This is a genomic window from Agrobacterium larrymoorei, assembly GCF_037722385.1.
Lineage (GTDB): Bacteria > Pseudomonadota > Alphaproteobacteria > Rhizobiales > Rhizobiaceae > Agrobacterium > Agrobacterium larrymoorei_C.
In genome coordinates this window covers 33413-57104 of the sequence record NZ_JBBKAQ010000004.1, presented here as the reverse complement: position 1 = coordinate 57104, position 23692 = coordinate 33413, and the positions used below count along the sequence as shown (strand labels likewise).

General features: G+C 58.3%; 22 protein-coding genes. 7 read left to right on the top strand and 15 right to left on the bottom strand.

What is annotated here, in order from left to right:
* Window positions 1–343: 343 nt before the first annotated feature.
* Entirely contained in the window at window positions 344–1486 is a 1143-nt protein-coding gene (locus WKI41_RS08345; protein WP_340193037.1) for an L-lactate dehydrogenase, read from the bottom strand.
* Window positions 1487–1618: 132 nt separating this feature from the next.
* Entirely contained in the window at window positions 1619–2221 is a 603-nt protein-coding gene (locus WKI41_RS08340) for a TetR/AcrR family transcriptional regulator (RefSeq protein WP_340193036.1), read from the bottom strand.
* A 79-nt stretch (window positions 2222–2300) separates the two neighbouring features.
* On the opposite strand from WKI41_RS08340, the gene bdcA reads away from it, so the two are divergent.
* The gene (gene bdcA / locus WKI41_RS08335) at window positions 2301–3008 is read left to right on the top strand and encodes an SDR family oxidoreductase (RefSeq protein WP_340193035.1); all 708 of its coding nucleotides are present in this window, start codon (window positions 2301–2303) and stop codon (window positions 3006–3008) included.
* 60 nt (window positions 3009–3068) lie between these two features.
* Here the strand turns inward: bdcA and WKI41_RS08330 are convergent, their stop codons facing one another.
* The gene (locus WKI41_RS08330) at window positions 3069–3965 is read right to left on the bottom strand and encodes a LysR family transcriptional regulator (protein ID WP_340193259.1); all 897 of its coding nucleotides are present in this window, start codon (window positions 3963–3965) and stop codon (window positions 3069–3071) included.
* Window positions 3966–4083: 118 nt separating this feature from the next.
* Between WKI41_RS08330 and WKI41_RS08325 the strand changes: the two genes are divergently transcribed.
* Window positions 4084–4479, top strand: coding sequence for a RidA family protein (locus WKI41_RS08325; RefSeq protein ID WP_340193034.1), 396 nt, complete (start codon window positions 4084–4086; stop codon window positions 4477–4479).
* Between the two features lie 9 nt (window positions 4480–4488).
* Here WKI41_RS08325 and WKI41_RS08320 read toward each other — a convergent pair whose 3' ends face one another.
* The 5 genes from WKI41_RS08320 to WKI41_RS08300 form a co-directional block, all read right to left on the bottom strand.
* Window positions 4489–4875, bottom strand: a complete 387-nt coding sequence (locus WKI41_RS08320) for an ester cyclase (protein ID WP_340193033.1) — start codon at window positions 4873–4875, stop codon at window positions 4489–4491.
* Window positions 4876–5106: 231 nt separating this feature from the next.
* Window positions 5107–7077 carry a methyl-accepting chemotaxis protein gene (locus tag WKI41_RS08315; RefSeq protein WP_340193032.1) on the bottom strand — a complete coding sequence of 657 codons (1971 nt, stop codon included), beginning with the start codon at window positions 7075–7077 and terminating at the stop codon, window positions 5107–5109.
* Between the two features lie 242 nt (window positions 7078–7319).
* The gene (gene guaD / locus WKI41_RS08310; RefSeq protein WP_340193031.1) at window positions 7320–8624 is read right to left on the bottom strand and encodes a guanine deaminase; all 1305 of its coding nucleotides are present in this window, start codon (window positions 8622–8624) and stop codon (window positions 7320–7322) included.
* The gene (gene puuD, locus WKI41_RS08305) at window positions 8621–9868 is read right to left on the bottom strand and encodes a urate hydroxylase PuuD (RefSeq protein ID WP_340193030.1); all 1248 of its coding nucleotides are present in this window, start codon (window positions 9866–9868) and stop codon (window positions 8621–8623) included. Before puuD ends, guaD begins: the two co-directional genes overlap by 4 nt.
* 91 nt (window positions 9869–9959) lie before the next feature.
* Window positions 9960–10874: a LysR substrate-binding domain-containing protein gene (locus WKI41_RS08300; protein WP_340193029.1), complete on the bottom strand. Its 915-nt coding sequence runs from the start codon at window positions 10872–10874 to the stop codon at window positions 9960–9962.
* 104 nt (window positions 10875–10978) lie between these two features.
* On the opposite strand from WKI41_RS08300, the gene WKI41_RS08295 reads away from it, so the two are divergent.
* Window positions 10979–11209, top strand: a complete 231-nt coding sequence (locus WKI41_RS08295) for a hypothetical protein (protein WP_340193028.1) — start codon at window positions 10979–10981, stop codon at window positions 11207–11209.
* Window positions 11210–11256: 47 nt separating this feature from the next.
* On the opposite strand, the gene WKI41_RS08290 is transcribed toward WKI41_RS08295, so the two are convergent.
* The 6 genes from WKI41_RS08290 to WKI41_RS08265 are packed head-to-tail and all read right to left on the bottom strand — an operon-like array spanning window position 11257 to window position 17365.
* Entirely contained in the window at window positions 11257–11550 is a 294-nt protein-coding gene (locus WKI41_RS08290; protein WP_340193027.1) for an addiction module antidote protein, read from the bottom strand.
* Between the two features lie 3 nt (window positions 11551–11553).
* Complete coding sequence (locus WKI41_RS08285) at window positions 11554–11841, bottom strand: type II toxin-antitoxin system RelE/ParE family toxin (RefSeq protein WP_340193026.1); 288 nt, start codon at window positions 11839–11841, stop codon at window positions 11554–11556.
* 41 nt (window positions 11842–11882) lie between these two features.
* Window positions 11883–12707 (bottom strand): xanthine dehydrogenase accessory protein XdhC, encoded by an 825-nt coding sequence (gene xdhC / locus WKI41_RS08280; RefSeq protein ID WP_340193025.1) that lies wholly within the window; start codon window positions 12705–12707, stop codon window positions 11883–11885.
* Between the two features lie 10 nt (window positions 12708–12717).
* Window positions 12718–15057, bottom strand: coding sequence for a xanthine dehydrogenase molybdopterin binding subunit (gene xdhB, locus WKI41_RS08275; RefSeq protein ID WP_340193024.1), 2340 nt, complete (start codon window positions 15055–15057; stop codon window positions 12718–12720).
* A gap of 3 nt (window positions 15058–15060) precedes the next feature.
* The gene (xdhA, locus tag WKI41_RS08270; RefSeq protein WP_340193023.1) at window positions 15061–16530 is read right to left on the bottom strand and encodes a xanthine dehydrogenase small subunit; all 1470 of its coding nucleotides are present in this window, start codon (window positions 16528–16530) and stop codon (window positions 15061–15063) included.
* A 58-nt stretch (window positions 16531–16588) separates the two neighbouring features.
* Entirely contained in the window at window positions 16589–17365 is a 777-nt protein-coding gene (locus WKI41_RS08265) for a 3-hydroxybutyrate dehydrogenase (RefSeq protein ID WP_340193022.1), read from the bottom strand.
* A 155-nt stretch (window positions 17366–17520) separates the two neighbouring features.
* On the opposite strand from WKI41_RS08265, the gene glpK reads away from it, so the two are divergent.
* The 4 genes from glpK (at window position 17521) to sbmA (ending at window position 22482) form a co-directional block, all read left to right on the top strand.
* Window positions 17521–19014 carry a glycerol kinase GlpK gene (gene glpK, locus WKI41_RS08260; RefSeq protein ID WP_340193021.1) on the top strand — a complete coding sequence of 498 codons (1494 nt, stop codon included), beginning with the start codon at window positions 17521–17523 and terminating at the stop codon, window positions 19012–19014.
* A 140-nt stretch (window positions 19015–19154) separates the two neighbouring features.
* Window positions 19155–20216 carry an Atu2307/SP_0267 family LLM class monooxygenase gene (locus WKI41_RS08255; RefSeq protein ID WP_340193020.1) on the top strand — a complete coding sequence of 354 codons (1062 nt, stop codon included), beginning with the start codon at window positions 19155–19157 and terminating at the stop codon, window positions 20214–20216.
* A gap of 55 nt (window positions 20217–20271) precedes the next feature.
* Entirely contained in the window at window positions 20272–21024 is a 753-nt protein-coding gene (gene map, locus WKI41_RS08250) for a type I methionyl aminopeptidase (protein ID WP_340193019.1), read from the top strand.
* A gap of 186 nt (window positions 21025–21210) precedes the next feature.
* Window positions 21211–22482 carry a peptide antibiotic transporter SbmA gene (gene sbmA / locus WKI41_RS08245; protein WP_340193018.1) on the top strand — a complete coding sequence of 424 codons (1272 nt, stop codon included), beginning with the start codon at window positions 21211–21213 and terminating at the stop codon, window positions 22480–22482.
* Between the two features lie 170 nt (window positions 22483–22652).
* Here the strand turns inward: sbmA and WKI41_RS08240 are convergent, their stop codons facing one another.
* The gene (locus WKI41_RS08240) at window positions 22653–23645 is read right to left on the bottom strand and encodes a polysaccharide deacetylase family protein (protein ID WP_340193017.1); all 993 of its coding nucleotides are present in this window, start codon (window positions 23643–23645) and stop codon (window positions 22653–22655) included.
* Window positions 23646–23692: the final 47 nt, after the last annotated feature.

Sequence of the window (23692 nt, the reverse complement as noted above, 5' to 3'; positions counted from 1 at the left end):
AAGTTTAGAGACTGCCTTCATGCTTAATTAAGGATGAAAATCGACCCCCACTGGTGGCGGGTCAGATTTGGGGCTTGGCGAAAGTTATCGGCAGCTGTTGCGCTGCTTCGGAAGGCGGATGAAGGACGCTGTTGAAATGCAGTGCGAGCTACGGAATGCCGCAGAGGCGCGCCTTTGGCGGGGTTCTGGGGTCGATACAGGCGTCGCATGCGTGTGTGCGATGAGGCGCTTCCAGGGCCGATAAGGCTCATCGGAGTATGCATTGGTATTGGGAACGGAGCAGGGTGCCCTCACATGATTGTGAGGGCGACAGTGGCGTGAGGCGTGCCCTTGTCTCTCACGATCAGGCGTTCTGAACGAGGATGCTACGGTCGATGTCGGTGATCAGGCGCTTGCCGCAAAGAGCCATGGTGATGTCCATTTCTTTGCGGATGATCTCAAGTGCTGTCGTCACGCCAAGCTTTCCATTAGCGCCGAGACCATAGAGGAAGGGGCGACCGATATAGGTGCCCTTGGCGCCGAGAGCGATGGCTTTAAGCACATCCTGGCCGGAGCGAATGCCGCCATCCATATGGACTTCAATCCGGTCGCCGACGGCATCGACGATCTTCGGCAACATGGCGATGGAGGAAAGGGCACCATCCAACTGGCGTCCGCCATGGTTGGAGACGATGATGGCATCCGCGCCTGTGTGGGCTGCTGCGCGGGCATCTTCCTCGTCGAGAATACCCTTGAGGATCAGCTTGCCGCCCCAGCGTTCCTTGATCCACTCTACATCCTTCCAGGAAAGGCGCGGGTCGAACTGCTCCGCCGTCCAGGAGGAAAGGGAGGAGAGATCGGAGACGTTTTTGGCGTGGCCGACAATGTTGCCGAAGCTGCGGCGCTTGGTCTGCAGCATGTCGAGGCACCATTTCGGCCGCGTTGCCATCTGCCAGATGTGCTTTGGCGTAAACTTGGGCGGAGCCGAAAGGCCGTTGCGCAAATCCTTGTGGCGCTGGCCGAGGATCTGAAGGTCAAGCGTGAGCACCAGCGCCGAGCACTTGGCAGCCTTTGCCCGGTCGATCAGATTATTGATGAAGTCGCGGTCCTTCATCACGTAAAGCTGGAACCAGAAGGGTCGCGACGTGACGGAGGCGACATCCTCGATCGAGCAGATGCTCATGGTCGAGAGTGTGAAGGGAACGCCAAACTCTTCAGCCGCTTTTGCAGCCAGCATCTCACCATCGGCGTGCTGCATTCCGGTGAGGCCCGTTGGAGAGAGTGCCACCGGCATCGAGACTTTCTCGCCGATCATCTGCGTTTCCAGCGAGCGATTGGTCATGTCCACCAGCACGCGCTGGCGCAGCTTTATCTTTTGAAAATCATCCTCATTGGCGCGGTAAGTGCCTTCGGTCCATGCGCCGCTATCGGCATAGTCGAAGAACATTTTCGGCACGCGGCGTTGCGCCTGTTTCTTCAGGTCCGCGATTGTGAGGATTTTGCTCATGGATAAAGCCTTCAAATTTGAATGACGCTTGGGCTTAGCACGGATTGCGGAGATATGTCACCGGAATCGTTACGCCTGCGAGCAGGAAAGGGTGATCATCTCCTGGGTGATCCCGCAAGGGCAGAGCACCCTTCATCCGTTCGCGGAAGAAAGCTCCACTTCGACGGCCTTCCCGGCCAGTTGTGCTACGTCCAGCAGACGCGCAAGGCTCATCCCGTTGCGGGCCATCGCGGAGAGGCCTGCCATGGTTGAGCAGACGAAGTCTGCTAGTCGATCCGCTTTATCGGGGAACTTTTGCGCGATGTAGGAGCGGATATTCTCGCCAGCCGCGATGTAGAAGACCCCTGCCGCGGCACGGGCTTCCTCATCGTTAGAACGGGCGCTTTCGATCACCAGGCATCCCCTGGCCTCGGGATCGGCCGCGTAACGTCTTGCAGCATCCTCTAGCACAGCCATCAGGCCTTCGGCGATAGGAAGGCCGGGTTGCAAGAGATCTGCCAGTGGAATGGCGTCGGTCTCGGCATACCGATCGAGGACCCGCCGGTACAGACCCACCTTGCTGCCGAAGGCCGCGTAGAAGCTTGGCGGGTTAATGCCGAGTGCTGCCGTGATCTCTGCAACACCCAGCGCATCGAAGCCGCGAGCGTGGAACAAATGCTTTGCCGTAGCAACAGCCTCTTCAGGATCGAAGCGGCGGGGACGGCCACGCGAGCGAATATTTTTTGTATCGGCCATTACATAATGCCTTGACGAAATGAAACCCTGGGATTTATGTATCGATCATTACGTAAATCTTCAATGAAAGAACCTCAAAATGTTCCAGGGAAAATCCGTTCTGGTGCTCGGTGCCAGCCGTGGTATCGGTGCTGCCATCGTGCGCCGCTTCGCAGCCGATGGCGCAAGTGTCACCTTCACCTATGGCGCATCGAAAGATGCGGCGGAGCGCTTAGCCGAAGAGACCGGAAGCACCGCTCTTCAGACAGACAGTGCTGACCGGGATGCGGTGATCAAGGTGATACGCGACAGCGGTTCTCTCGATATCCTGGTCGTCAATTCCGGCATCGCTCTTTTTGGCGACGCCCTTGAACAGGACCCGGATGCGGTCGATCGTCTCTTTCAGATCAATATCCACACCCCCTATCATGCATCGGTTGAGGCAGCGCGGCAGATGCCGGACGGAGGGCGTATCATCGTCATCGGATCGGTGAATGGCGACAGGATGCCGGTGCCCGGTATGGCGTCCTACGCGGTCAGCAAGTCTGCGCTTCAAGGGCTTGCAAGGGGACTTGCCCGAGACTTCGGACCCCGCGGCATCACCGTCAATATTGTTCAGCCTGGCCCAATCGATACCGACGCCAATCCTGAGAATGGGCCGATGAAGGACCTGATGCACAGCTTCATGGCGATCAAACGCCATGGCCGCCCGGAAGAGGTGGCGGGCATGGTAGCCTGGCTGGCCAGCCCGGAAGCGGGCTTCGTGACTGGCGCGATGCACACAATCGACGGCGCCTTTGGTGCCTGATTGAGACAGGCTGGAGGGGCCGTTGTGTCTCTCCGCTGTCCCATGCGTAAAGGCGCCTGGTCAGGCAATCGGCTGAGATTTCAACACATCAATAAAGGCGCGCAGCGGTGGCGGGATCGATCGATGGCCGGGATAATAAAGTGCCATCCTCTCTGGCGCATGCATCCAAGATTTCAGCATTGGTTTCAATTGACCGGCGGCGATGGCGGGTTCGGCAATCCAGTTGACGACATAGGCGATCCCCAGTCCACTTGCGGCGGCTTCGATCATCAGATCCTCGTCATCCAGAACTACGGCTCCGCTGGTCTCGACGGTGATTTCCTGTCCGGCGCGCGCGAACTCCCATTTGTAGAGCTTGCCGCTCGGCAGGCGGTGGCCGATGCAACGATGCTGAACGAGATCGTGCGGCGTGAGCGGTTCTCCGGCGCACTCAAGATAGGCGGGCGAGGTGACGCAGAGGAAGTGCACGGGCTTGCCGAAAGGGACGGCGACCATATCCTTCGGGATCGCCTCCATCAGGCGAACACCGGCGTCGAAGCCCGCGGACACGATATCGATCAACCGACCATCTGCCACGAGATCGACCTCCACGTCGGGAAAGCGCTTCGTCATCAGGGGCAGGATTTCCCGCACGAGATAGGCGATGGTGACACGCGGCGCGTTGATCCTGACCCGGCCTGCCACACTGCCGCGAAAGGCGGCGGTGGCATCGAGCGCTTCATCCAATGAGGTCATGACCGTGTGCAGGCGACTGAGCAGTGAAAGGCCGGCCTCCGTCGGCGAAACGCTGCGGGTCGTTCGGTTCAGCAGCCGCACGCCAAGGCGTTCCTCAAGCGCACGCACCGTGTGGCTCAATGTGGACGGCGCCGTTCCAAGCTCGTCCGCCGCGCGCCGGAAGCTGCGATGGGTGGCGACGGCCATGAAGGCTGTGAGTTCGGTCAAGGACGGACGCATGATTGATGGGAATTTTGCATGAGCGCATCCCAACTTCAACGTCTAATCGCATCTATTCATCAGTGCTATCTCTTCAGAAGCCGAGGTGAACGAGCCCGGCGTCCTGAGCAAGGAGAAGCAAATGATAAAGTCCGAAGCAATTTTCCCCGCCCGCCGTCAGGCGCTTTACGACATGCACCGCTATTCCGCAGCGATCCGATCCGGCGATCTTCTGTTCATATCCGGACAGGTCGGCACGCGCGAGGATGGATCGCCCGAGCCGGAATTCGACAAGCAGGTTGAACTGGCGTTCAATAACCTGAAAGCGGTGTTGGAAGCCGCTGGCGGTACGCTTGAGCATATCATCGACGTGACGACGTTCCACACCGATCCGGAGCAGCAGTTCGAAGCCGTGCTTGCAGTCAAGGACAAGATGTTTTCAGAGTCGCCCTATCCGAACTGGACAGCGGTCGGCGTAAACTGGCTTGCCGGTTTTGACTTCGAGATCAAGGTGATCGCGCGTGTGCCTACGGCATGACACTGCGCATCAGAGCCCGAGTTGGGCCTCAATCGCGGCCTTGTCGATAATCGACCAGACCGAGAGGATACGCATATCGCGGAATTCGTAGAAGACGTTTTCCGCGAATGAAACACGGCGTCCATTGATGGGAAGTCCAAGAAACATGGATTTCGGTGAGCAATCGAACTCCAGCCTTGCTGCGATGACGGGTGGGTCGCAGGCGAGACGTGCGATCCTGAAGGAAAGATCGGGGATCGCTTCAAAGTCGTCGATAAGCATCTTCCTGTAACCCTCAAGCCCGAAGTTCCTACCGTTGTGCATGACATCGGCGGCGACGAATGTTCCGAGATCGTCCCATCGTTGATCGTTCAGGCACTGAATATAGGCGCGATAGTGATCGGCGAGTGGTGTCATTCAAGGCTCCGCTGCTGTTGAAAATGGAGGGCGGCGTCTGATTAAATTCCAATCCTAACCCACGTCCCTAAATTCTCTAAGTCAGAAGAATTTCAGATACGTGCGGGCGCCTACTTCAACGTGAGAGCAACTTGTTCTCCTTCGACACATCGCTGGACACAGTCCGGTAGCGAAAATGCAAAACGGGCGACCAAAGGCCGCCCGTTCTTTCGTGTTGCGCTTGCTGCTATCTTAAAACTCTTCCCAGCTTGCAGACGCAGCTGTCGCCGCGGCCGCAGCAGCGCCGCCGCTGAAGGCGCCGGCAATCTTCCGACCCAGCGCATGGGCAGGGGAGGCGGCAGGTTTGGAGGCTGCCGTGGCGGCTTTCGGTGCGCTTGCCACGGGCGCGACCTTGCTGCGGCTCCAGCTATCCGCGTCGCCGAGGTTGAAGCGCGACAGCAACTGGTTCAGCGACGCCGCTTCCTTGGCAAGGCTGTGGCTGGCTGCAGTCGTCTGCTCGACCATTGCCGCATTCTGCTGCGTGCCCTGATCCATGGAGTTGACGGCCGTGTTGATCTCCTGGAGACCGGTCGATTGCTCACGCGAGGACTCGACGATGGCGTTGACGTGGCGGTTGATCTCCTGGACTTCGCCGACGATCACTTCAAGTGCACGACCCGTCTCATCAACCAGGCTGACGCCTGAGCGGACATGCGTGCCGGAGTTGGTGATCAGCTCCTTGATTTCCTTGGCAGCCTTTGCAGAGCGCTGTGCAAGTTCACGCACCTCCTGCGCAACGACTGCAAAGCCCTTGCCAGCTTCACCGGCACGTGCCGCCTCAACGCCGGCGTTCAGCGCCAGAAGGTTGGTCTGGAAGGCGATCTCATCGATCACGGAGATGATGTTGGTGATCTCGCCGGAGGACCGCTCGATTTCCTGCATCGCTGTGACCGCCTTGCGAACGACATCGCCGGATCTTTCCGCGCCGTCTCGCGCCTTGTCGACCAGCTTGCCGACCTCTTCAGCACGTCGGCTGGAGTCTTTCACTGTCGTGGTGATTTCTTCCAGAGCAGCAGCGGTTTCCTCGACGGATGCAGCCTGTTGTTCGGTGCGCTTGGAGAGATCGTCTGCAGCAGCGCGGATTTCATTGGCGCCAGCATCAATACCACGTGCGTTCTGGCCGACAGCTTTCAAGGCGTCATTCAGATTGCCGACGGAGCTGTTGAAGTTGGTGCGAAGCGTATCGAGATGCGAGACGAATGGCGTGTCGATCCGGTAGGCGACGTCGCCAGCCGCAAGCTTGTTCAGTGCGGTTGCCAGTTGATCGACAGCCATTTGAATATCCGCCGCATCTTGGACCTTCTGGGCTTCTCGTTCCGCACGTTCCTTCTCCGTGAGGCTGAGAGTGGCTGCGGCTTCCTTCTCGATGCGCTGTTTGTCGAGCGCGTTTTCTCTGAAGACGGAGACAGCCTTCGCCATCTGCCCGACTTCGTCGCGACGATCCTGGCCGTCCACGGTGGCCTGCGTGTCGCCATCGGCCAGCGTGATCATCCGCTGGCGCAGATTTGCGATAGGCGTGGTGATGCCTTTGGCGGCAACCATGAGCGAGGCGATGATGCCAAGGGTAAACGCAACGCAGGCCAGTATCAGCGACCAGAAAATGGTGGAGTGGGTCTGCGCGCTGAGCTCACCCGCTTTGGCCGCAACATAATTGGTCTTCTCATCCAAAAGCTTGCTCGAGTCGCTGGCCAACGACACGATCATCTCATCCGCTTTGGTCAACAACGCCTTTGCTTCGTCGTTTTTGTTGACCTCTCCAAACTTCACGGCCTGATCCGTCACGGCGATGATGTCCTTTGCTCGAGCAATGAACCCATCAATCACGGATTTATCGGCTGGCAAGCGATCCGTCGCCTCGTGTAGGCGACGTAGGAGCTTTTCCTTGCTGTCCTTGTAAGCCGCAGACGCCGTGGCCATCCCTGGTGTTCCGCTATCGTAGACGAGGATTTCATAGGCCGCGTAGGCCGTACCGGTCAGGTTTCTGTTCGCGCGTGCTAGCAGAACGGACCCGGCATTGTCCTGCAGGATGAAACTGGAGTAAGCGTCGTCCGCCTTTATATAATTATATGATGTGTAGGCCGTAGCGCCTAAGCCGACGATGCAAAGTGGTAGTGTGATCGCAAGTATTTTCGTCCGGATACTGGCATTCTGCAGAAATGACATCAATTCTGTTCCGTTCTGGGGCCATGACGACGCAGAGGCAGAATTTTAGAACCCAGACCCGGAGTCGCTGCCATGCGGCAGGTGAACTGTAATCATGACAATTGGGACATTAGCCATCATGGCCACCAGGTCTTGTCCGTCACAAGATATGATGGTTATAGTTTAAATATAATTAAGTGTTTATAAGTAAACATTAATTTACTCTTGAATGAACTAACGGCCTTGCTTCATGCAGGCAGTGCTTAAGCAGTCTTTGCCGCTGTGCCCGCCACATAGGTCTCGACGACGGTTCTGTCGTCACCCATCGTCAACATGAGAAAAAGTTCTTCCGTCAGCGATGTGACGACTTCCATCTTCAACGCCATGGCGGGCGTCGAGGAGGCGTTGAGGACGGTGATGTCGGCATCTGTTCCCGCGTCCAGCGTTCCGATCCGGTCCACCATCGACAAGGCTTCTGCATTGCCGCGGGTCATCAGATACCAGCTTTCCAGCGGGTTCAGGCGCTCGCCCAGCAATTGCTGGATCTTGTAGGCTTCGTCCATTGTCCGCAGCATCGAATAGCTGGAGCCGCCGCCAATATCGGTTGCAACCGCGATGCGCACCGGCTTTTCGCGCCGTTGCAGCTTCTTCATCGGAAACAGGCCGGAGCCGATGAACAGATTGGAGGTGGGGCAATGGACGGCGACAGCGCCGGTCTCCGACAACACGTCGGCTTCGCGATCGGAAAGATGAATGGCGTGGCCGAGCAGCGTCTTCTTGCCCATCAGGCCATAGCGCACATAAATGTCAGTATAGTCGATCGCGTCCGGATAAAGCTCGCAGGTATATTTGATCTCGTCGAGATTTTCCGAAAGATGAGTCTGGATGAAGAGGTCGGGAAACTCCTGCGCCAAGGCCTGCGCGGCCTCCATCTGCTTTGGTGTCGACGTGATGGCGAAGCGGGGGGTGATAGCGACGTGGTTGCGGCCTTTACCGTGCCAGTCGGCGATCACCTGTCGCGTCTCGTCATAGCCAAGCTCGGGCGTATCCAAGAGCCCTTGTGGCGCGTTGCGATCCATCATTACCTTGCCACCAACCATCAGCATGTTGCGCTTGAGCGCCTCGGCGAAGAAGGCATCTGCAGAGGTCTTGTGGACCGAGCAGTAGGCGACCGCCGTTGTCGTGCCATGACGGATCAACTCGTCGTAGAAATGCGTGGCGATACGCTGCGCATGCGCGCTTTCGACGAAGCGGCATTCTTCCGGGAACGTGTAGGTGTTCAGCCATTCCAGGAGATTGGCGGCATAGGAGCCGATGACCTGCATTTGCGGGAAGTGCAGGTGCATGTCGATCAAACCCGGCACGATGAGGTGAGGGCGGTGGTCCTTCTCCGTCACGCCTTCCGGCGCCTGGGCGAGAATATCGGCGTACTCACCAATTGCTGCGATCTTCCCATCCGAAACCAGCAGTCCACCATCCTCAATGTAAAGATAGCTTGCAGTATCGTCGATGGAGAGGGGGGCGCGCTTGAAGCTCAAGAGGCGTCCGCGCAGCAGCAGCATGGTCATTCAGTCTTTCCTTGAGAAACGGCGCTTTCATACCAGGCGGTCAGCACCTTGCGTTCCTGCGGCGTGATCGCCGTGATGTTGCCGGGGGGCATGGCATGGGAGCGGCCCGCCTGTAAATAGATTTCCCGTGCATGGGCGGCAATTTGGGTGTCGGTTTCGAGCTTCACGGATTTCGGTGTAAAGTGGACGCCCTCCCATACCGGTTCGGCGGCATGGCACATGGAACAGCGACCTTGCACGACGTCGCGCGCGCTGGCGAAATGCGCGTCTGCAAGGAAGATTTGTTGGGCGGGCGAGAGCTTTGCCGCGGCAGCCTCCTGCTCTCCGGTCAGCACCTTCGGCACGGTGGATAACCACATGATGAGGATGAAAATCAGGGCCGTGACCAGCCAGGTCCAGGTGGGCTTACCCTTGCGCGCATGGGTGGTGTTGAACCAGTGGCGGATCGTCACGCCCATCAGGAAGACGAGCGCTGCGATGACCCAGTTGAACTGCGTGCCGAATGCCAGCGGGTAGTGGTTCGACAGCATGAAGAAGATGACGGGTAGCGTCAGATAGTTGTTGTGGAGCGAGCGCTGCTTGGCGATGCGGCCATATTTCGGGTCGGGCGTGCGCCCTGCAATCAGATCAGCGACGACGATCTTCTGGTTGGGAATGATGATGAAGAAGACGTTGGCTGACATGATGGTGGCGGTGAAGGCGCCAAGATGGAGGAAAGCGGCGCGCCCGGTAAAAACCTGCGTGTAGCCCCAGGCCATGGCGACCAGTGCCACATAAAGCACGATCATCAGACCCCAAGTATTGTTGCCGAGCGGCGATTTGCAGAGGAAATCGTAAAACAGCCAGCCGACAGCAAGTGAAGCGAGCGACAGGCCGATCGCCTGCAACTGCGTCAGTTCCAGCACCGAATGATCGATGAGGAAGAGGTCGGCACCGCCATAATAGACGATACAGAGCATGGCAAAGCCGGAGAGCCAGGTGGCGTAGCTTTCCCATTTGAACCAGGTGAGATGTTCCGGCATCTGAGCGGGCGCGACGAGATATTTCTGGATGTGATAGAAGCCGCCGCCGTGTACCTGCCACTCCTCGCCATAGGCGCCGGGTGGCATGTTGGGGCGTTTGACCAGCCCGAGATCGAGCGCGATGAAGTAGAAGGAAGAGCCGATCCAGGCAATGGCGGTGATCACGTGCAGCCAGCGAACGGCAAAGGCCATCCATTCCCACGCAATGGCGTATTCGTACATTCTGTTCCCCTGTCTTTGCATCGCACAATGCGAAAATTCGCTTGCCTAGGGAAGAGGTAACAGCGCGTTTTGCGCAGGAATGTCGTCGGCCTCAAACGACCCGTTGTCGATCAAAGAGATCGTCAGGAAATTCCGACAGCATCCAGTCCCTGAAGATTTTGATCTTCGGCACGTTGCGACGACTTTCCGGATAGACCAGCCAGTAATCATGCCCATCGTTGCAGACGAGATCGAAAGGCTGGATCAGACGCCCGGCGGCGATATCTTCGGCAAAATGATCGGGATTGACGATGGCAACACCGTGGCCAGCCATGGCTGCCGCCGCTTCCAGATATTGAAAGCCGAAATTGCTGCCGGTACGGCCATCGAGATCTGTCTCGAGAACACCAGCCTCTCGAAACCAGTGTTTCCACCACCGGTCCTGCGGGCTGATGATGGTGAGCTTCAGCAGATCGGCTGGCTCCTTCAGGCCGCCCATCTTTTCTGCCAATAGCGGGCTGAGGACAGGGGCGAAATCAAGCCGCATGATGCGGTGACAGATCAGGCCCGGCCAGTCGCCTTTGCCCCAGCGCATCCCCACATCGATGTTTTCCCGTAGCAGATCGATTATCTCATTGGTCAACGCCAGTTGAACGGCGGTTTTCGGGTTCGCTTCCTGAAAAGTACCGAGCCTTCTTGCAAGCCATTGCTGTGCGAAGGTGGGTGTAGCGGAGATGGTCAGGACATCAGAGGCGCTTTTCTTCGTGTCGGCGACTGCCGCTTCCAGCATCGTCAGGGCTTCGGATGTCTGCCGCGCCAGCTTCTCGGCCGCTGACGTCAGCGAAACCTGCCGAGGCCGTCGTACGAAAAGAGCAGCGCCGACGTAATCTTCCAACAGCTTGATCTGGTAGCTGACCGCCGTCTGCGTCATGCCAAGCTCATCGCCAGCCTTGGTGAAGCTCAGATGTCGAGCAGCGCTTTCAAAAACGCGCAACGCATTCAAGGGGAAGTTTCGCGACATCTTCATGGATAAGCTCTCTTCATTCATTCCCTCTGACGTTTCATTGGTTATCCGCATCAAAATCAAGCACATTCTTCTCACAGCATCAAACCATCTGAGGAGACAGAGCAATGGGTGCCACGGCGTTGAACGTCTGGCTGCGCATATTCGCGTGGCTATGGAACACGGATTGGTTTGGTAAAGGCTACACGCCTTCGAGCACGCTTCACGACGAAGAGCTAAGCGATCACCTGAAGCGTGACCTCGGTCTTATCGAGGGACGGAACCGGCTTGGACAGCAGCCGGTACAGCTGAGCGATGAATTGCGTGAAGCACTTCGGCAGTCACCAAGGCCGCTATGATGGGCGCCAAAAACCAATTGATCAAAACTGATACTTTATCGGGACGCTCACGCAGCCTCTTGGACCGAGGTCACGGATAGGCGTAGACCAAGCGCTCTCATCACACCTAACAGCGTAGAAAGTTTAGGGTCGCCCTTGTCGCTTAGCGATTTGTAGAGGGCTTCGCGGGTGATGCCAGCTTCTTTGGCGATCTGGCTCATTCCCTTGGCTCTAGCGATATTGCCGAGAGCGACCGCGATGATTCTCGGATCGCCATCTTCAAACGACGCCTCAAGATAAGCGACAACCGCCTCGTCACTCTCCAGATAGTCAACCGGATCCCAATCACTGATTTCAGTCATCTTTCAAAGATCCTTAACCATCATCAAGGCCCGTTCAATATCTCGTCGTTGAGAACTCTTATCACCACCGCAAAGAAGGATGACGATCTCGTCGCCTTTGCGTGTGAAGTAGACCCGGTATCCAGGACCGTAGTCGATCCGAACTTCGCCGATGCCATCGAAAAACTTCACGTCACCGAGTAGCCCAAGAGACAGACGATCAATCCGAACCTGTATACGCGCTTGCGTTCTCTTGTCTCTAAGAGACGTGAACCAGGCCGAGAAGGTGTCTGTTTTAAGTATCTTGATCATAAAGCTCGGTCACTGGAATGTCAAGAATTGTAATTTTTAGATTACGATTCTGTTGTAGTCTTAAACTTGGAAACTGAGTGTCGCTGGAACGCTACCAGAACTTCGGCAGTCACCAAGGCCGCTATGATGGCCGGGCGCTTGTCTTTGACGAGGGTGCCGCCGATGGGCAGCACGAGATGGTCGAGCGTACCTCCGAGCCCCTCGCGGGCAAGCCAGTTGGCGAAGGTGGCGCGCTTGGTTTTCGATCCGATCATGCCGACATAGGCAAGATCGTCCCGACCAAGCGCTTCTTTGGCGATCAGGAAATCCAGCGCATGGTCATGGGTAACGATGATTGCCGCGCCGCCTGCGGGAATGTCCCTCACCATCGCTTCCGGCATGGCTGTCAGATGTGTCGAGACGCTGCCGGGAAGCCCCACCAACTCGTCTCGGCGGGTTTCAGCGACTGAGACTGTAACGGGCAAAAGCGACAGGCTGTTTGCCAGTGCCTTGCCCACATGGCCCGCCCCGAAGATGAACACGGCGGGTTGCCGATCTGCAGCCTCTTTCATGCGCTCGATGATCGCATCGGCGACGGCCTTCGTCACCTGGGTAAAGCGCAAAAGAGTACGTCCGCCGCAGCATTGGCCAATCTCCGGGCCGAGCGGAATGTCCAGGACGTCTATCTCCGTCCGGCGGTCCAGCATGGCACGGGCGTGGTCGATCGCCATATATTCGAACTGCCCGCCGCCGATCGTCTCCCAGATGCGGGTGGCCGACACCAGCATGAAGGTCCCAGCCTCGCGTGGCGACGAGCCTTTAACGGCCTCGATCTCCACGAGGATTGCGGGTGCTTCGGAGAGGAAGGCGGTCAGTGTTTGGCTCACGGCTCTCGCCTCACACCTTCTTCAACCGCTCCACCGCCATCAGCACCCGCTCCGGCGTTGCCGGGGCATCGAGGCGCGGGCAGACCTTGTAGTCCGCGACTGAAGCGACTGCCATGGAGAGCGCCTCCAGCACCGAGTTGGCGAGCATGAAGGGCGGCTCTCCAACAGCCTTGGAGCGGCCGATGGTGGGTTCGGCGTTTTCGGACCATTCCGCCAGCTTGACGTTGAAGATTTTCGGACGGTCGGAGGCGAGTGGGATCTTGTAGGTGGAGGGCGCATGGGTACGAAGACGCCCCTTGCCATCCCACCACAATTCTTCCGTCGTCAGCCAACCCATGCCCTGTACGAAGCCGCCTTCGATCTGGCCGATATCGATGGCCGGGTTCAGCGACTTACCGACATCGTGGAGAATATCGGTACGCTCCATCATGTATTCGCCCGTCAGCGTATCGATGGTGACTTCCGAGCAGGAGGCGCCATAGGCGTAGTAGTAGAAGGGCGTGCCGCGTCCGGCTGCGCGGTCCCAATGGATCTTGGGCGTCTTGTAGAAGCCAGCCGCAGACAGTTGCACGCGGGCAAAATAAGCCTGACGGACGAGATCGTTGAAGGAAATTTCTTCTGTACCGATGCGGATGCGGTTCGGCAGGAAGGCGATATCCTGTTCCGTGACATTCCATTTTTCGGCGGCGAACTTGATCAGCCGTTCCTTGATCTGGCGGGCAGCGTCGAGCGCTGCCATGCCGTTGAGATCGGTGCCGGAGGAGGCGGCGGTGGCGGAGGTGTTCGGCACCTTGCCCGTCGTCGTGGCGGTGATCTTTACCCGGCTGATATCCACCTGGAACGTATCGGCAATGACCTGCGCGACCTTGGTGTAAAGGCCCTGGCCCATTTCCGTGCCACCATGGTTCAGGTGGATAGAGCCGTCATTATAGATATGCACCAGCGCACCCGCCTGGTTGAAGGCGGTCATGGTGAAGGATATGCCGAATTTGACCGGTGTCAGGGCAATGCCCTTGCGAAGGATCGGGCTTTCGCGGTTGAACGCGACGATCGCCTCACGGCGCGCGCGATAGTCGCTGGAGATCTCCAGTTCCTCCACCACGCGGGCAATGATATTGTCTTCCACTTCCTGATGATAGGGCGTGGTGGTGCGACCGGAGCCGGTCTCGCCGTAAAAATTCAGCTTGCGGATATCGAGCGGGTCCTTGCCGACCGCATAGGCGATTTCCTCGATGAAGCGCTCGGCACCGAGCATGCCCTGCGGACCACCGAAACCGCGAAAGGCGGTGTTGGAAACCGTGTGGGTTTTCAGCGGCTTGGAAGCAAGCTTTACGTGCGGATAGAAGTAGCTCGAATCCGCATGAAAGAGCGCTCGGTCCGTGACGGGGCCGGAAAGATCGGATGAGAAGCCGCAGCGTGCGGCATACGTCGCATCCACGGCGTGAATGCGACCCTCGTCATCGAAGCCCAGTTCGTAATCGACGCGGAAATCGTGGCGCTTGCCGGTGGCGACCATGTCCTCGTCGCGGTCCGGGCGGATTTTGACAGCACGCTTCAGCTTCTTGGCGGCGATGGCGCAGAGTGCGGCAAACTGGTTGCCCTGCGTCTCCTTGCCGCCGAAGCCGCCGCCCATGCGCCGTACCTGCACGGTGACGGCATTGGAGGGCACCTGCAGAATGTGGCTGACGATATGCTGGATTTCGCTAGGGTGCTGGGTTGAACTCCACACCGTCACCTCGTCATCCTCGCCGGGCACTGCCATGGCGATATGGCCTTCGAGATAGAAATGCTCCTGTCCGCCGATGCGCATGGTGCCGGTCAGGCGGCGCGGTGCGACATCCATCTCCACATCCGCATCGCCGCGTTGCAACACCATGCCGGGGGTGACCAGCGGCTCGCCATTTTCAAGTGAGGCGTCGATATCGGTGAAGTGCGGCAAATCCTTGTAAGTGATCTTCGCCTTGCGCGCCGCATGGCGGGCAATCTCGCGGGTCTCGGCAAAGACGGCGAAGATCGGCTGGCCGTGGAATTGCACCAGTTTCTCCGCCAGCAACGGCTCATCGTGGCGCCCGCCGGAGGAGACGTCATTTTCGCCCGGAACATCCTTGCCGGTCATCACCCAGACGACGCCGGGCGTTGCTTCCACCTCGGAGAGATCCATGGCCAGGATTTCGGCATGGGCTCGGTCCGACAGGCCGAGCGCGCCGTGGATCAGGCCTGCGGGTTCTGGAATGTCGTCGATATATTCGGCACTTCCAGTGACATGCTTATGCGCTGAATCATGGCGAAGCGACCCATGCATCTTGCCATCGACTTCGTTCTTGGCGCGTTCGAATGTGGTGGTGTCCATGTGTCAGACCTCCTCAAGCGCAAAGCGCCTGATTTCCTGCGGCGTCCCCGATGTCTCCAGGAAGAAACGGGTGAGCAGGTTCTTTGCCGTTAGTTGCCGATACTGCGCGGTGGCGCGCCAGTCGGTCAGCGGCTGGAAATCCGCGTCGATTGTGTCGCGCGCGGCATCTATGGTACTTTGCGTCCAGGCCTTGCCCTTCAGCGCATCTTCCAAAGCCTTGGCGCGCTTCGGCGTTCCGGCCATGCCGCCAAAGGCGATGCGAATGTCCTGTACGGTGCCGTCTTCGCCAAGGGTCAGATGATAGGCGGCGCAGAGTGCCGAGATGTCTTCGTCGCGCCGCTTGGAAATCTTGTAGATGGCGAAATGGCTGTCGGTTGCAGGCAGCGGCACCTCGATCTTCTCAACGAATTCGCCGGGCAGACAGTCCTGCTTGCCGTAGTCGATGAAGAACGTTTCGAGCGGGATCGTGCGGCTGCCGGAGGTGGAACGGAGCGTCAGCATCGCACCCAGCGCGATGAGCGGCGGCGGCGTGTCTCCGATGGGCGAACCATTTGCGATGTTGCCGCCAATCGTTCCCATGTTGCGCACCTGCTGACCACCGAGGCGGTCGATCAGCCGACCGAAGGCTGGCATGTGGTCGGCAAGCGTCTTGAAGGCCTGGGCATACGTCACGCCAGCGCCAATCGAAATCGTCCCGTCGGTAACGGAGATCGATTGCAGCTCGCTCAGGTGATTGATGAAGATGACGGTCTTCAGTTCCCGCATCTGCTTGGTGACCCAGAGGCCCACGTCGGTGGAGCCGGCAACGATGGTTGCCTTCAGTTCGGCAGCATAGGCGGCGGCAAGCTCGGTGAGATTGCCGGGAATGATGGTACGATGGCCGTCCTTTGTCACGGTGATCGTGTCGTTCTGCTGGATACCCCAGAGGCGCGACATGATGGTGGCGCGCTCGCTTTCGATCGGGTCGAAAAGCGTGCTCGGTCGGGCCGCGGTGACGCTTTCGGCGGCTTTCACAATGGGCTCATAGCCGGTGCATCGACAGAGATTGCCTTGCAGCGCCTTTTCGATCTCGGCGCGCGATGGCTTGTCGCTGGAAAGCCAGAGGCCGTAAAGCGACATGACGAAGCCTGGCGTGCAGAAGCCGCATTGCGATCCATGAAAATCGACCATGGCCTGCTGAACGGGATGGAGCGTGCCGTCCTTGCTGGCCAGATGCTCCACCGTAACGATATGAGTGCCATGCAGCGAGCCTAGGAACCGGATGCAGGCATTGACGCTTTCGTAGCGCAACGAGCCTTCCAACAGTCTGCCGATCAGCACGGTGCAGGCACCACAGTCGCCTTCGGCACAGCCTTCCTTCGTGCCTGTCAGTCGTTTGCGCAGCCTCAGATAATCGAGCAGGGTTTCCGTCGGAGCGAAGTCCGACAGAGTGATCGTCTCATTATTGAGGATGAAGCTGATTGCGTCTTTCATGCACTGCCTTCGTCTTGTTCCGGTTTCGGGTCCGACCCGAATGAAGTGTGGTGTTGGACTATTGCGCGGTCCAGCCGCCGTCGATGGAAATATGCGTGCCGGTGATCTGCTTGGCTGCATCGCTTGCCAGAAACAGCGCCGTTGCCGCCACATCTTCCACGCCAACAAACTCCTTGGTGGCCTGCAGGCGCAAGAGCACGTCGTTCTTGACCGCCTCTTCGCTGATGCCGCGGGCCTTGGCCGTATCCGGTATCTGCTTTTCCACGAGCGATGTCAGCACATAGCCTGGGCAGATGGCATTTACGGTAATGCCGGTTTCGGCCAATTCCAGTGCAGCGGATTTCGTCAGGCCCATGATACCATGTTTTGCCGCAACATAGGCAGATTTGAATGGCGAGGCGACAAGCCCGTGGGCGGAGGCAATGTTGATGATGCGGCCCTTGCCGGTGGTCTTCATCAGCGGGATCACGGCGCGCATGGTGTGAAAGGCGCTCGTCAGGTTGATGGCGATGATGCGATCCCATTCTTCCGGCGGGAATTCGTCCACAGGCGCGACATGCTGCACACCTGCATTGTTGACCAGCACATCCACCGAGCCGAGCTTCTCCTGCGTGGTCTTGACGAGGTCGAAAATCTCCTCCGGCTTCGTCATGTCGGCCGGGTGATACAGCACGCGCGTGCCGCTCTCGGCCTCCATCAAAAGCCTGCTGCTTTCGATGTCGTCGGCATCACCAAAGCCGTTCAGCATGACGTTGCAGCCATTATTGGCGAAGGCTTGCGCGATGCCCAAGCCAATTCCGCTGGTCGAGCCCGTAACGATCACTGTCCTTAGCATGCGTTCCCCTTTTTTCGACGTCGATGCAAGACTTTACAGCACGTTATGCTCAAACCGGGGGAACTGGCAATTGGATTCGAAACGACGCCGCTTGTGGCTTGACTTTGTCTGTTGAGCATATTGTGGTGCGCGCGACTGATTTTAGGGAGGAATGAATGGGCGGCTACGTTATCGCCATCGACCAAGGCACCACGTCCACACGCGCCATCGTCTTCGACGGATCGATGAAGGTGGTGGGGACGGGCCAGAAGGAGTTTCGGCAGATTTTTCCGAATTCCGGTTGGGTGGAGCACGATCCGGAGGAAATCTGGGAAACGGTGGTATGGTCCATCAAGGAGGCGCTGAAGAAAGCCGATCTCCAGGGTTCCGACATCGCTGCCATCGGCATTACCAACCAGCGAGAAACGACGCTGATCTGGGATCGCGAAACCGGCAAGCCGCTGCACAATGCCATCGTCTGGCAGGACCGGCGCACGGCAAAGCTTTGCGACAAGCTGAAGAAAGCCGGACATGAGAAAGTCTTCGCCAAGCGCACCGGCCTGCTGCTCGATCCTTACTTCTCCGGCACCAAGCTTTCCTGGCTGCTCTCCAATGTGAAGGGCGCGAGGAAGCGTGCCGAGAAGGGAGAGCTTTGCTTCGGCACGGTCGATACCTTCCTCATCTGGCGGCTGACGGGCGGCAAGTCCTTTGTCACAGATGCGACCAATGCTTCGCGCACCTTGATGTTCAACATCGAGAAGAATGTCTGGGACAAGGAACTGCTCGACATTCTCGACGTGCCGAAATCGGTGCTGCCGGAGGTGCTGGATTGCGCTGCGGACTTCGGTGTGGCGGATGGCGAACTGTTCGGCGCGGAAATTCCGATCCTCGGTGTCGCCGGAGACCAGCACGCCGCCGTCATCGGCCAGGCCTGCTTTTCGCCGGGCATGCTGAAATCCACCTACGGCACAGGCTGCTTTGCGCTTCTCAACACCGGTGAAGATATCGTTCGATCCAAAAACCGGCTTTTGACGACGATTGCCTATCGTCTCGACGGCAAGTCCTACTATGCGCTGGAAGGCTCGATCTTCGTTGCCGGTGCCGCGGTTCAGTGGCTGCGTGACGGGCTTAAAGTGATCAGCTCCGCTTCTGAGACCGGGACGCTTGCCGACAAGGCGGATGACGCTCAGGAAGTTTATCTCGTGCCGGCTTTCGTGGGCCTCGGCGCGCCTTGGTGGGATGCGGAAGCCCGTGGCGCGATGTTCGGCCTCACACGCGGAACCGGCCGTGCGGAGTTTGCCCGCGCAGCCCTGGAAGCCGTCTGCTATCAAACCGGCGATCTGCTGGATGCCATGCACAAGGACTGGAAAAACGACGATTGCGACATCGTCCTTCGCGTCGATGGCGGCATGGTCGCCTCCGACTGGACCATGCAGCGTCTGTCGGACCTGATCGACGCGCCTGTGGACCGTCCGGTCATCCTCGAAACCACGGCACTCGGTGCCGCATGGCTTGCTGGCAGCCGGGCAGGGGTGTGGCCAGATATGAAGGCTTTCGCCGAAACCTGGGCGCGCGACCGTCGTTTCGAGCCGAAGATGGATGACGAGGTTCGTGGGCGCAAACTCAAAGGTTGGAAGAACGCCGTGCGCCGCACGCTGAGCAACATCTGATTCATTACTCCATCCATCGAGAAAATCGAAGTTTCCGGTTCAGATTTTGAATTTGCGCCGGTGACCTTCGATCTCTATCTGAGGGCATGAGCGTCGCCTTTTCACCAGCGAGCGCTCCGCACGAAGCGAGGAGCGCGCATATGGAACTTGGCCTTTACACCTTTGCCGATGTCAATCCGAACCCGGCTGACGGTCGGGGTCCGGAAGGTGCGCGTCGCTTGAAGAACCTGCTAGAAGAAATCGCGCTGGCCGATCAGGTCGGGCTCGATGTCTTTGGGCTGGGGGAGCATCATCGACCGGATTACGTGGTATCCTCGCCCTCGACCGTTCTGGCTGCAGCGGCAGTCCAGACGAAAAGTATCCGTCTCTCCAGCGCCGTTTCGGTTCTGAGTTCTGACGATCCCATTCGGGTGTTCCAGCAGTTCGCTACAGTCGATCTGCTTTCCAATGGTCGCGCCGAGATCATGGCGGGGCGCGGCTCATTTATCGAGTCCTATCCGCTCTTCGGTTACAATCTCGAGGACTATGACGACCTGTTTGCCGAAAAGCTCGACCTGCTTCTGGCGGTGAGAGACCAGGAAATCGTCACTTGGTCCGGCGAAAAGCGCGCGCCGATCAACGGTCGTGGCGTCTATCCGCGTCCGCTGCAGGAGGCGCTGCCCGTCTGGATCGCTGTTGGCGGCACGCCGCAATCGGTGGCGCGCGCCGGTGCCATGGGTCTGCCGGTGGCGCTTGCAATCATCGGCGGCGAGTATCGCCGTTTCGCGCCGCTCTTCGATCTATACCGCGAGGCCGCGCGCCGCGCAGGACAGCCGGTCGAGAAGCAGAAGACCAGCATCAATGTCCACGGCTTCATTGCCGATACCACCGACAAGGCTGCGGACCAGTTCTATGGTCCGCAGGCGGAAGTGATGAACCGTATCGGCCGCGAGCGCGGCTGGGGTCCGACCAACAGGGCGCATTACGATATGGCGCGAAGCGCGGAGGGCAATCTGTTCCTCGGCGAGCCGGAACTGGTAGCCGAAAAGATCATCAAGGCGCATGGCGTCTTCAAGAATGATCGCTTCCTGTTGCAGATGGCGATCGGCCTCATGCCGCATGATCAGATCATGCGCGGCATCGAGCTTTACGGCACGAAAGTCGCCCCGATCGTCAGAAAAGAATTGACTGGCAGTGCCGATAGGGCGAAAGCCACGGCATAATCGGGCGCTTTTGGACGCCTTTTGCCCAAGATATTGCGCAGGACATGGACGCAGCATGGTTATCTCGACGGAAGAAGAGCTCGAAAAGCTGAAGGATGTGGGCCGGATCTGCGCGCTTGCGATGCAGACCATGGCCGATGCTCTTGAGCCGGGGATCACCACCGCCGAGCTCGACGCCATCGGTCGCACCATTCTGGAAAGCAATGGCGCGCAGTCGGCACCTGAATTCTGCTATGAGTTTCCGGGTGCCACCTGCATCAGCGTCAATGAGGAAGTGGCTCACGGCATTCCCGGTCCTCGCATCATCAAGGCGGGCGATCTCGTCAATATCGATGTCTCTGCCGTTAAGGACGGTTTCTTCGGCGATACGGGTTCTTCTTACGCCGTGCCGCCGGTGAAGAAGGAGATCGAACGCCTTTGCCGCGATGGCAAGCGCGCCATGTGGACGGGCTTGCAGCAGGTGAAGGCTGGCCGTCCGCTTGCCGATATCGGCAATTCCATCGGCGCTTTCGCCAAGAAGAACCGCTACACGCTGATCACCAATCTCGCCAGCCACGGCATCGGTCGGTCGCTGCATGAGGAGCCGAAGGAACTTGCCACTTGGCCGGACAAGGATGAGACCCGCATCATGACCGACGGGTTGGTCTTTACCGTCGAGCCGTTTCTTTCCATGGGCGCCTATTGGGCTGAAGATGGCGATGACGATGCGTGGACGCTCTTCAGCGACCCCAGCGCGCCGACCGTGCAGTTCGAACATACGGTGGTCGCGACCAAAAACGGGCCGCTTATCCTGACGCTTGCCGAGTAGGACAGGCACTCTTGCAGCGCTCGCGCTGTAACGCGGCGGTAATGTTGAAGCTGCGATTTGCCCGATTTGGCTTACATCTTCGTAACTTAGCGTTTGCCGCATTGCGTCGGCGAAGTGTCTAGCCTAATTTCTCCCAAAATCTGCTTCGCCAATAATGGCTGATCTCAAGCTCGCGAGAGTTCGAACGTGTTTCATTCCTTCTTTCCCAAACCCAAGCTGTTTTTTACCTCTGCCATTGTTTGGGCGCTGGTTGCGATCTTAGGCTGGTATTTCGTCGTCGATCCATGGGGACGCTCTCTCGGTTACGTCATGCCTGAGCAGGAGCCCTATGACCTCACTTATTTCCTCGTGCCGGCAAACGTCTTTTTCTACGCGTATCTGGCGCTGTGCCTTGCAGCTTTTGGCTTGTTCTGGACCATCGTTGCACGGGAACATCCTTGGAAATACTGGTCTGTCTGGGGCTCGCTGCTGATCATTGCCGTCACTTATTTCGGCGTTCAGGTCACGGTCGTCATCAACAATTTCCGCCGTCCCTTCGGCGACCTATTGCAGAATGCGCTGAGCAAGCAGCCGGGTATCACCACCTGGGATTTCTATAGCCTGCAGATCGTCTTCGCGAAGCTCGTCTTTTTCAGCATGGCCGTGTCGATCCTGACGGACTTCTTTACCAGCCACTACATCTTCCGCTGGCGCACGGCCATGAATGATTTCTACATGTCCAAGTGGGAGAAGCTGCGTCATATCGAAGGTGCATCCCAGCGCGTTCAGGAAGACACGATGCGCTTCTCGGCCACTCTAGAAGGCCTGGGCATCACTCTGATCAACTCCGTCATGACGCTGGTGGTGTTTCTGCCAATCCTGTTTGGCCTTTCCGGCTATGTGAGCGAGTTGCCGATCATTGGCGAGGTGCCGCACGCGCTGTTCTGGCTTGCCATCCTCTGGTCCGCATTCGGCACCGTGTTGCTGGCGACGGTTGGTATCAAACTGCCGGGGCTCAACTTCCGCAACCAACGTGTCGAAGCCGCTTACCGTAAAGAGCTTGTCTACGGTGAAGACCATGCAGACAGGGCCGACCCGATCACAGTCAAGCAGCTCTTTTCAAATGTGCGGAAGAATTACTTCCGTATGTATTGGCACTATCTGTACTTTAACGTCGCGCGGTATTTCTACATTCAGGCGGATGCGGTATTTCTGCTGCTGATGCTTGTCCCGACGATCGTTGCTGGCAAGATCACCTATGGTATTTATCAACAGATCGCGACCGCTTTCGGCCAGGTCAGCAACTCTTTCCAGTACCTGGTAAACTCCTGGACTACGATCATCGAACTACTCTCGATCCACAAACGCTTGAAGGCGTTCGAAGCGGCCATCGATGACAAGCCGCTGCCGGAAATCGACCAGCGCTATCTGAAGCGTGAGGCGGAAGAGGGTGAACTGGCGGCGAACAAGCCGACGTAATGAGAGTTAAATCCCTCCGTGCTCGCTTTTCATGATCCTCGGGCTTGACCCGAGGATCCATATTTTCAGTGGCCTGTGAATGGTCGGGTAACGCCCGACCATGACTCGGGAGAGGTTTCTATTCCCAGCGCAACTCAGGGAGGATCTAACGTAACCCGCGGCAGCGGCTCTCACCCTTGCGACTTTTCCTTCCGCCGCGCGTCGATCATCGGCATCGCTTCTTCATAGCTGACGCAGGCGACGTCGTCTTTTTTGCAGACTTCGCGCAGCAGCCGCTCGTAAGCGTTCCAGTATGCGCCGCCATTCATCTTGACGAAGTGGAAGCCGAGCTGGAGGGGGATGCGTTCACCCTCATATTGCCTGTCAAAGGCGGCGCGGAAAGCTTTGTAAGCGCGCTCTTCAAATTCTGCGGACTTGGCCGGTGTCTCGATCGCCATGGAGTGGCGGACGAAGAGGTTGTAATCCATGGCGATGATCGGGCGGTCACCCGGTCCTTCGGGGATGAGCGGCAGGCCGAAATGTTCGATGCCGTCCTTGCGGATCGGCCAGGCCGGTCCCTTCGTCACGCTGGTGGCGTCGAAAACGAAGCCGTGCTTTTTCTGCGCCGCGGTCAAAGCGTCGCTTTGCGACAGGTAGGGCGCGCGAAAGCCGTTGATGCCGCGCACGAATGTCTGCCAGCCCTGCGGTTCCTCATCCTTTTTGCCGATGGCCGCCCAGGCGTTTTCCAGCGTGCTGGTAAAGGCGGTAAATTCCGCGTCCCACTGATCCGCCGTCCAACTGCCGCCATCGAAATGGCCACAGGTGTGGTTGGCGATCTCGTGGCCTTCCTGATGCGCGTCCCAGATGTGATGCAGACGCGCTTCCACCTCTTCCACCGATTGGCCGAAGCCGACATTGGAGCGGCCGAGTTTCTGGCCGGGGCCTTGATAGCTCTTGGCGCTTGTCTTGCGGTCCATCACCAGCGTACAGGCAAGGAAGTAGGTGAAATGCGCGCCGACTTCTTTCGCGGTCGCACGGCTTCTTGCCCAGAGCGCGTTGTCGCCTGCGCCATCGAAAGACACCAGCACCAGTTGCTTCGGCTTTGCCGCGCCTTCCACAGCCTGCGCATAAGCTTGCGGCGCGCAGGCAAGAGAGAGGGTGATGAGGGCAAGCGAACGCAACATGAGGGACCACGCGGAAATTTCAAAACCGGCCTTTTGGGCTCGGAATA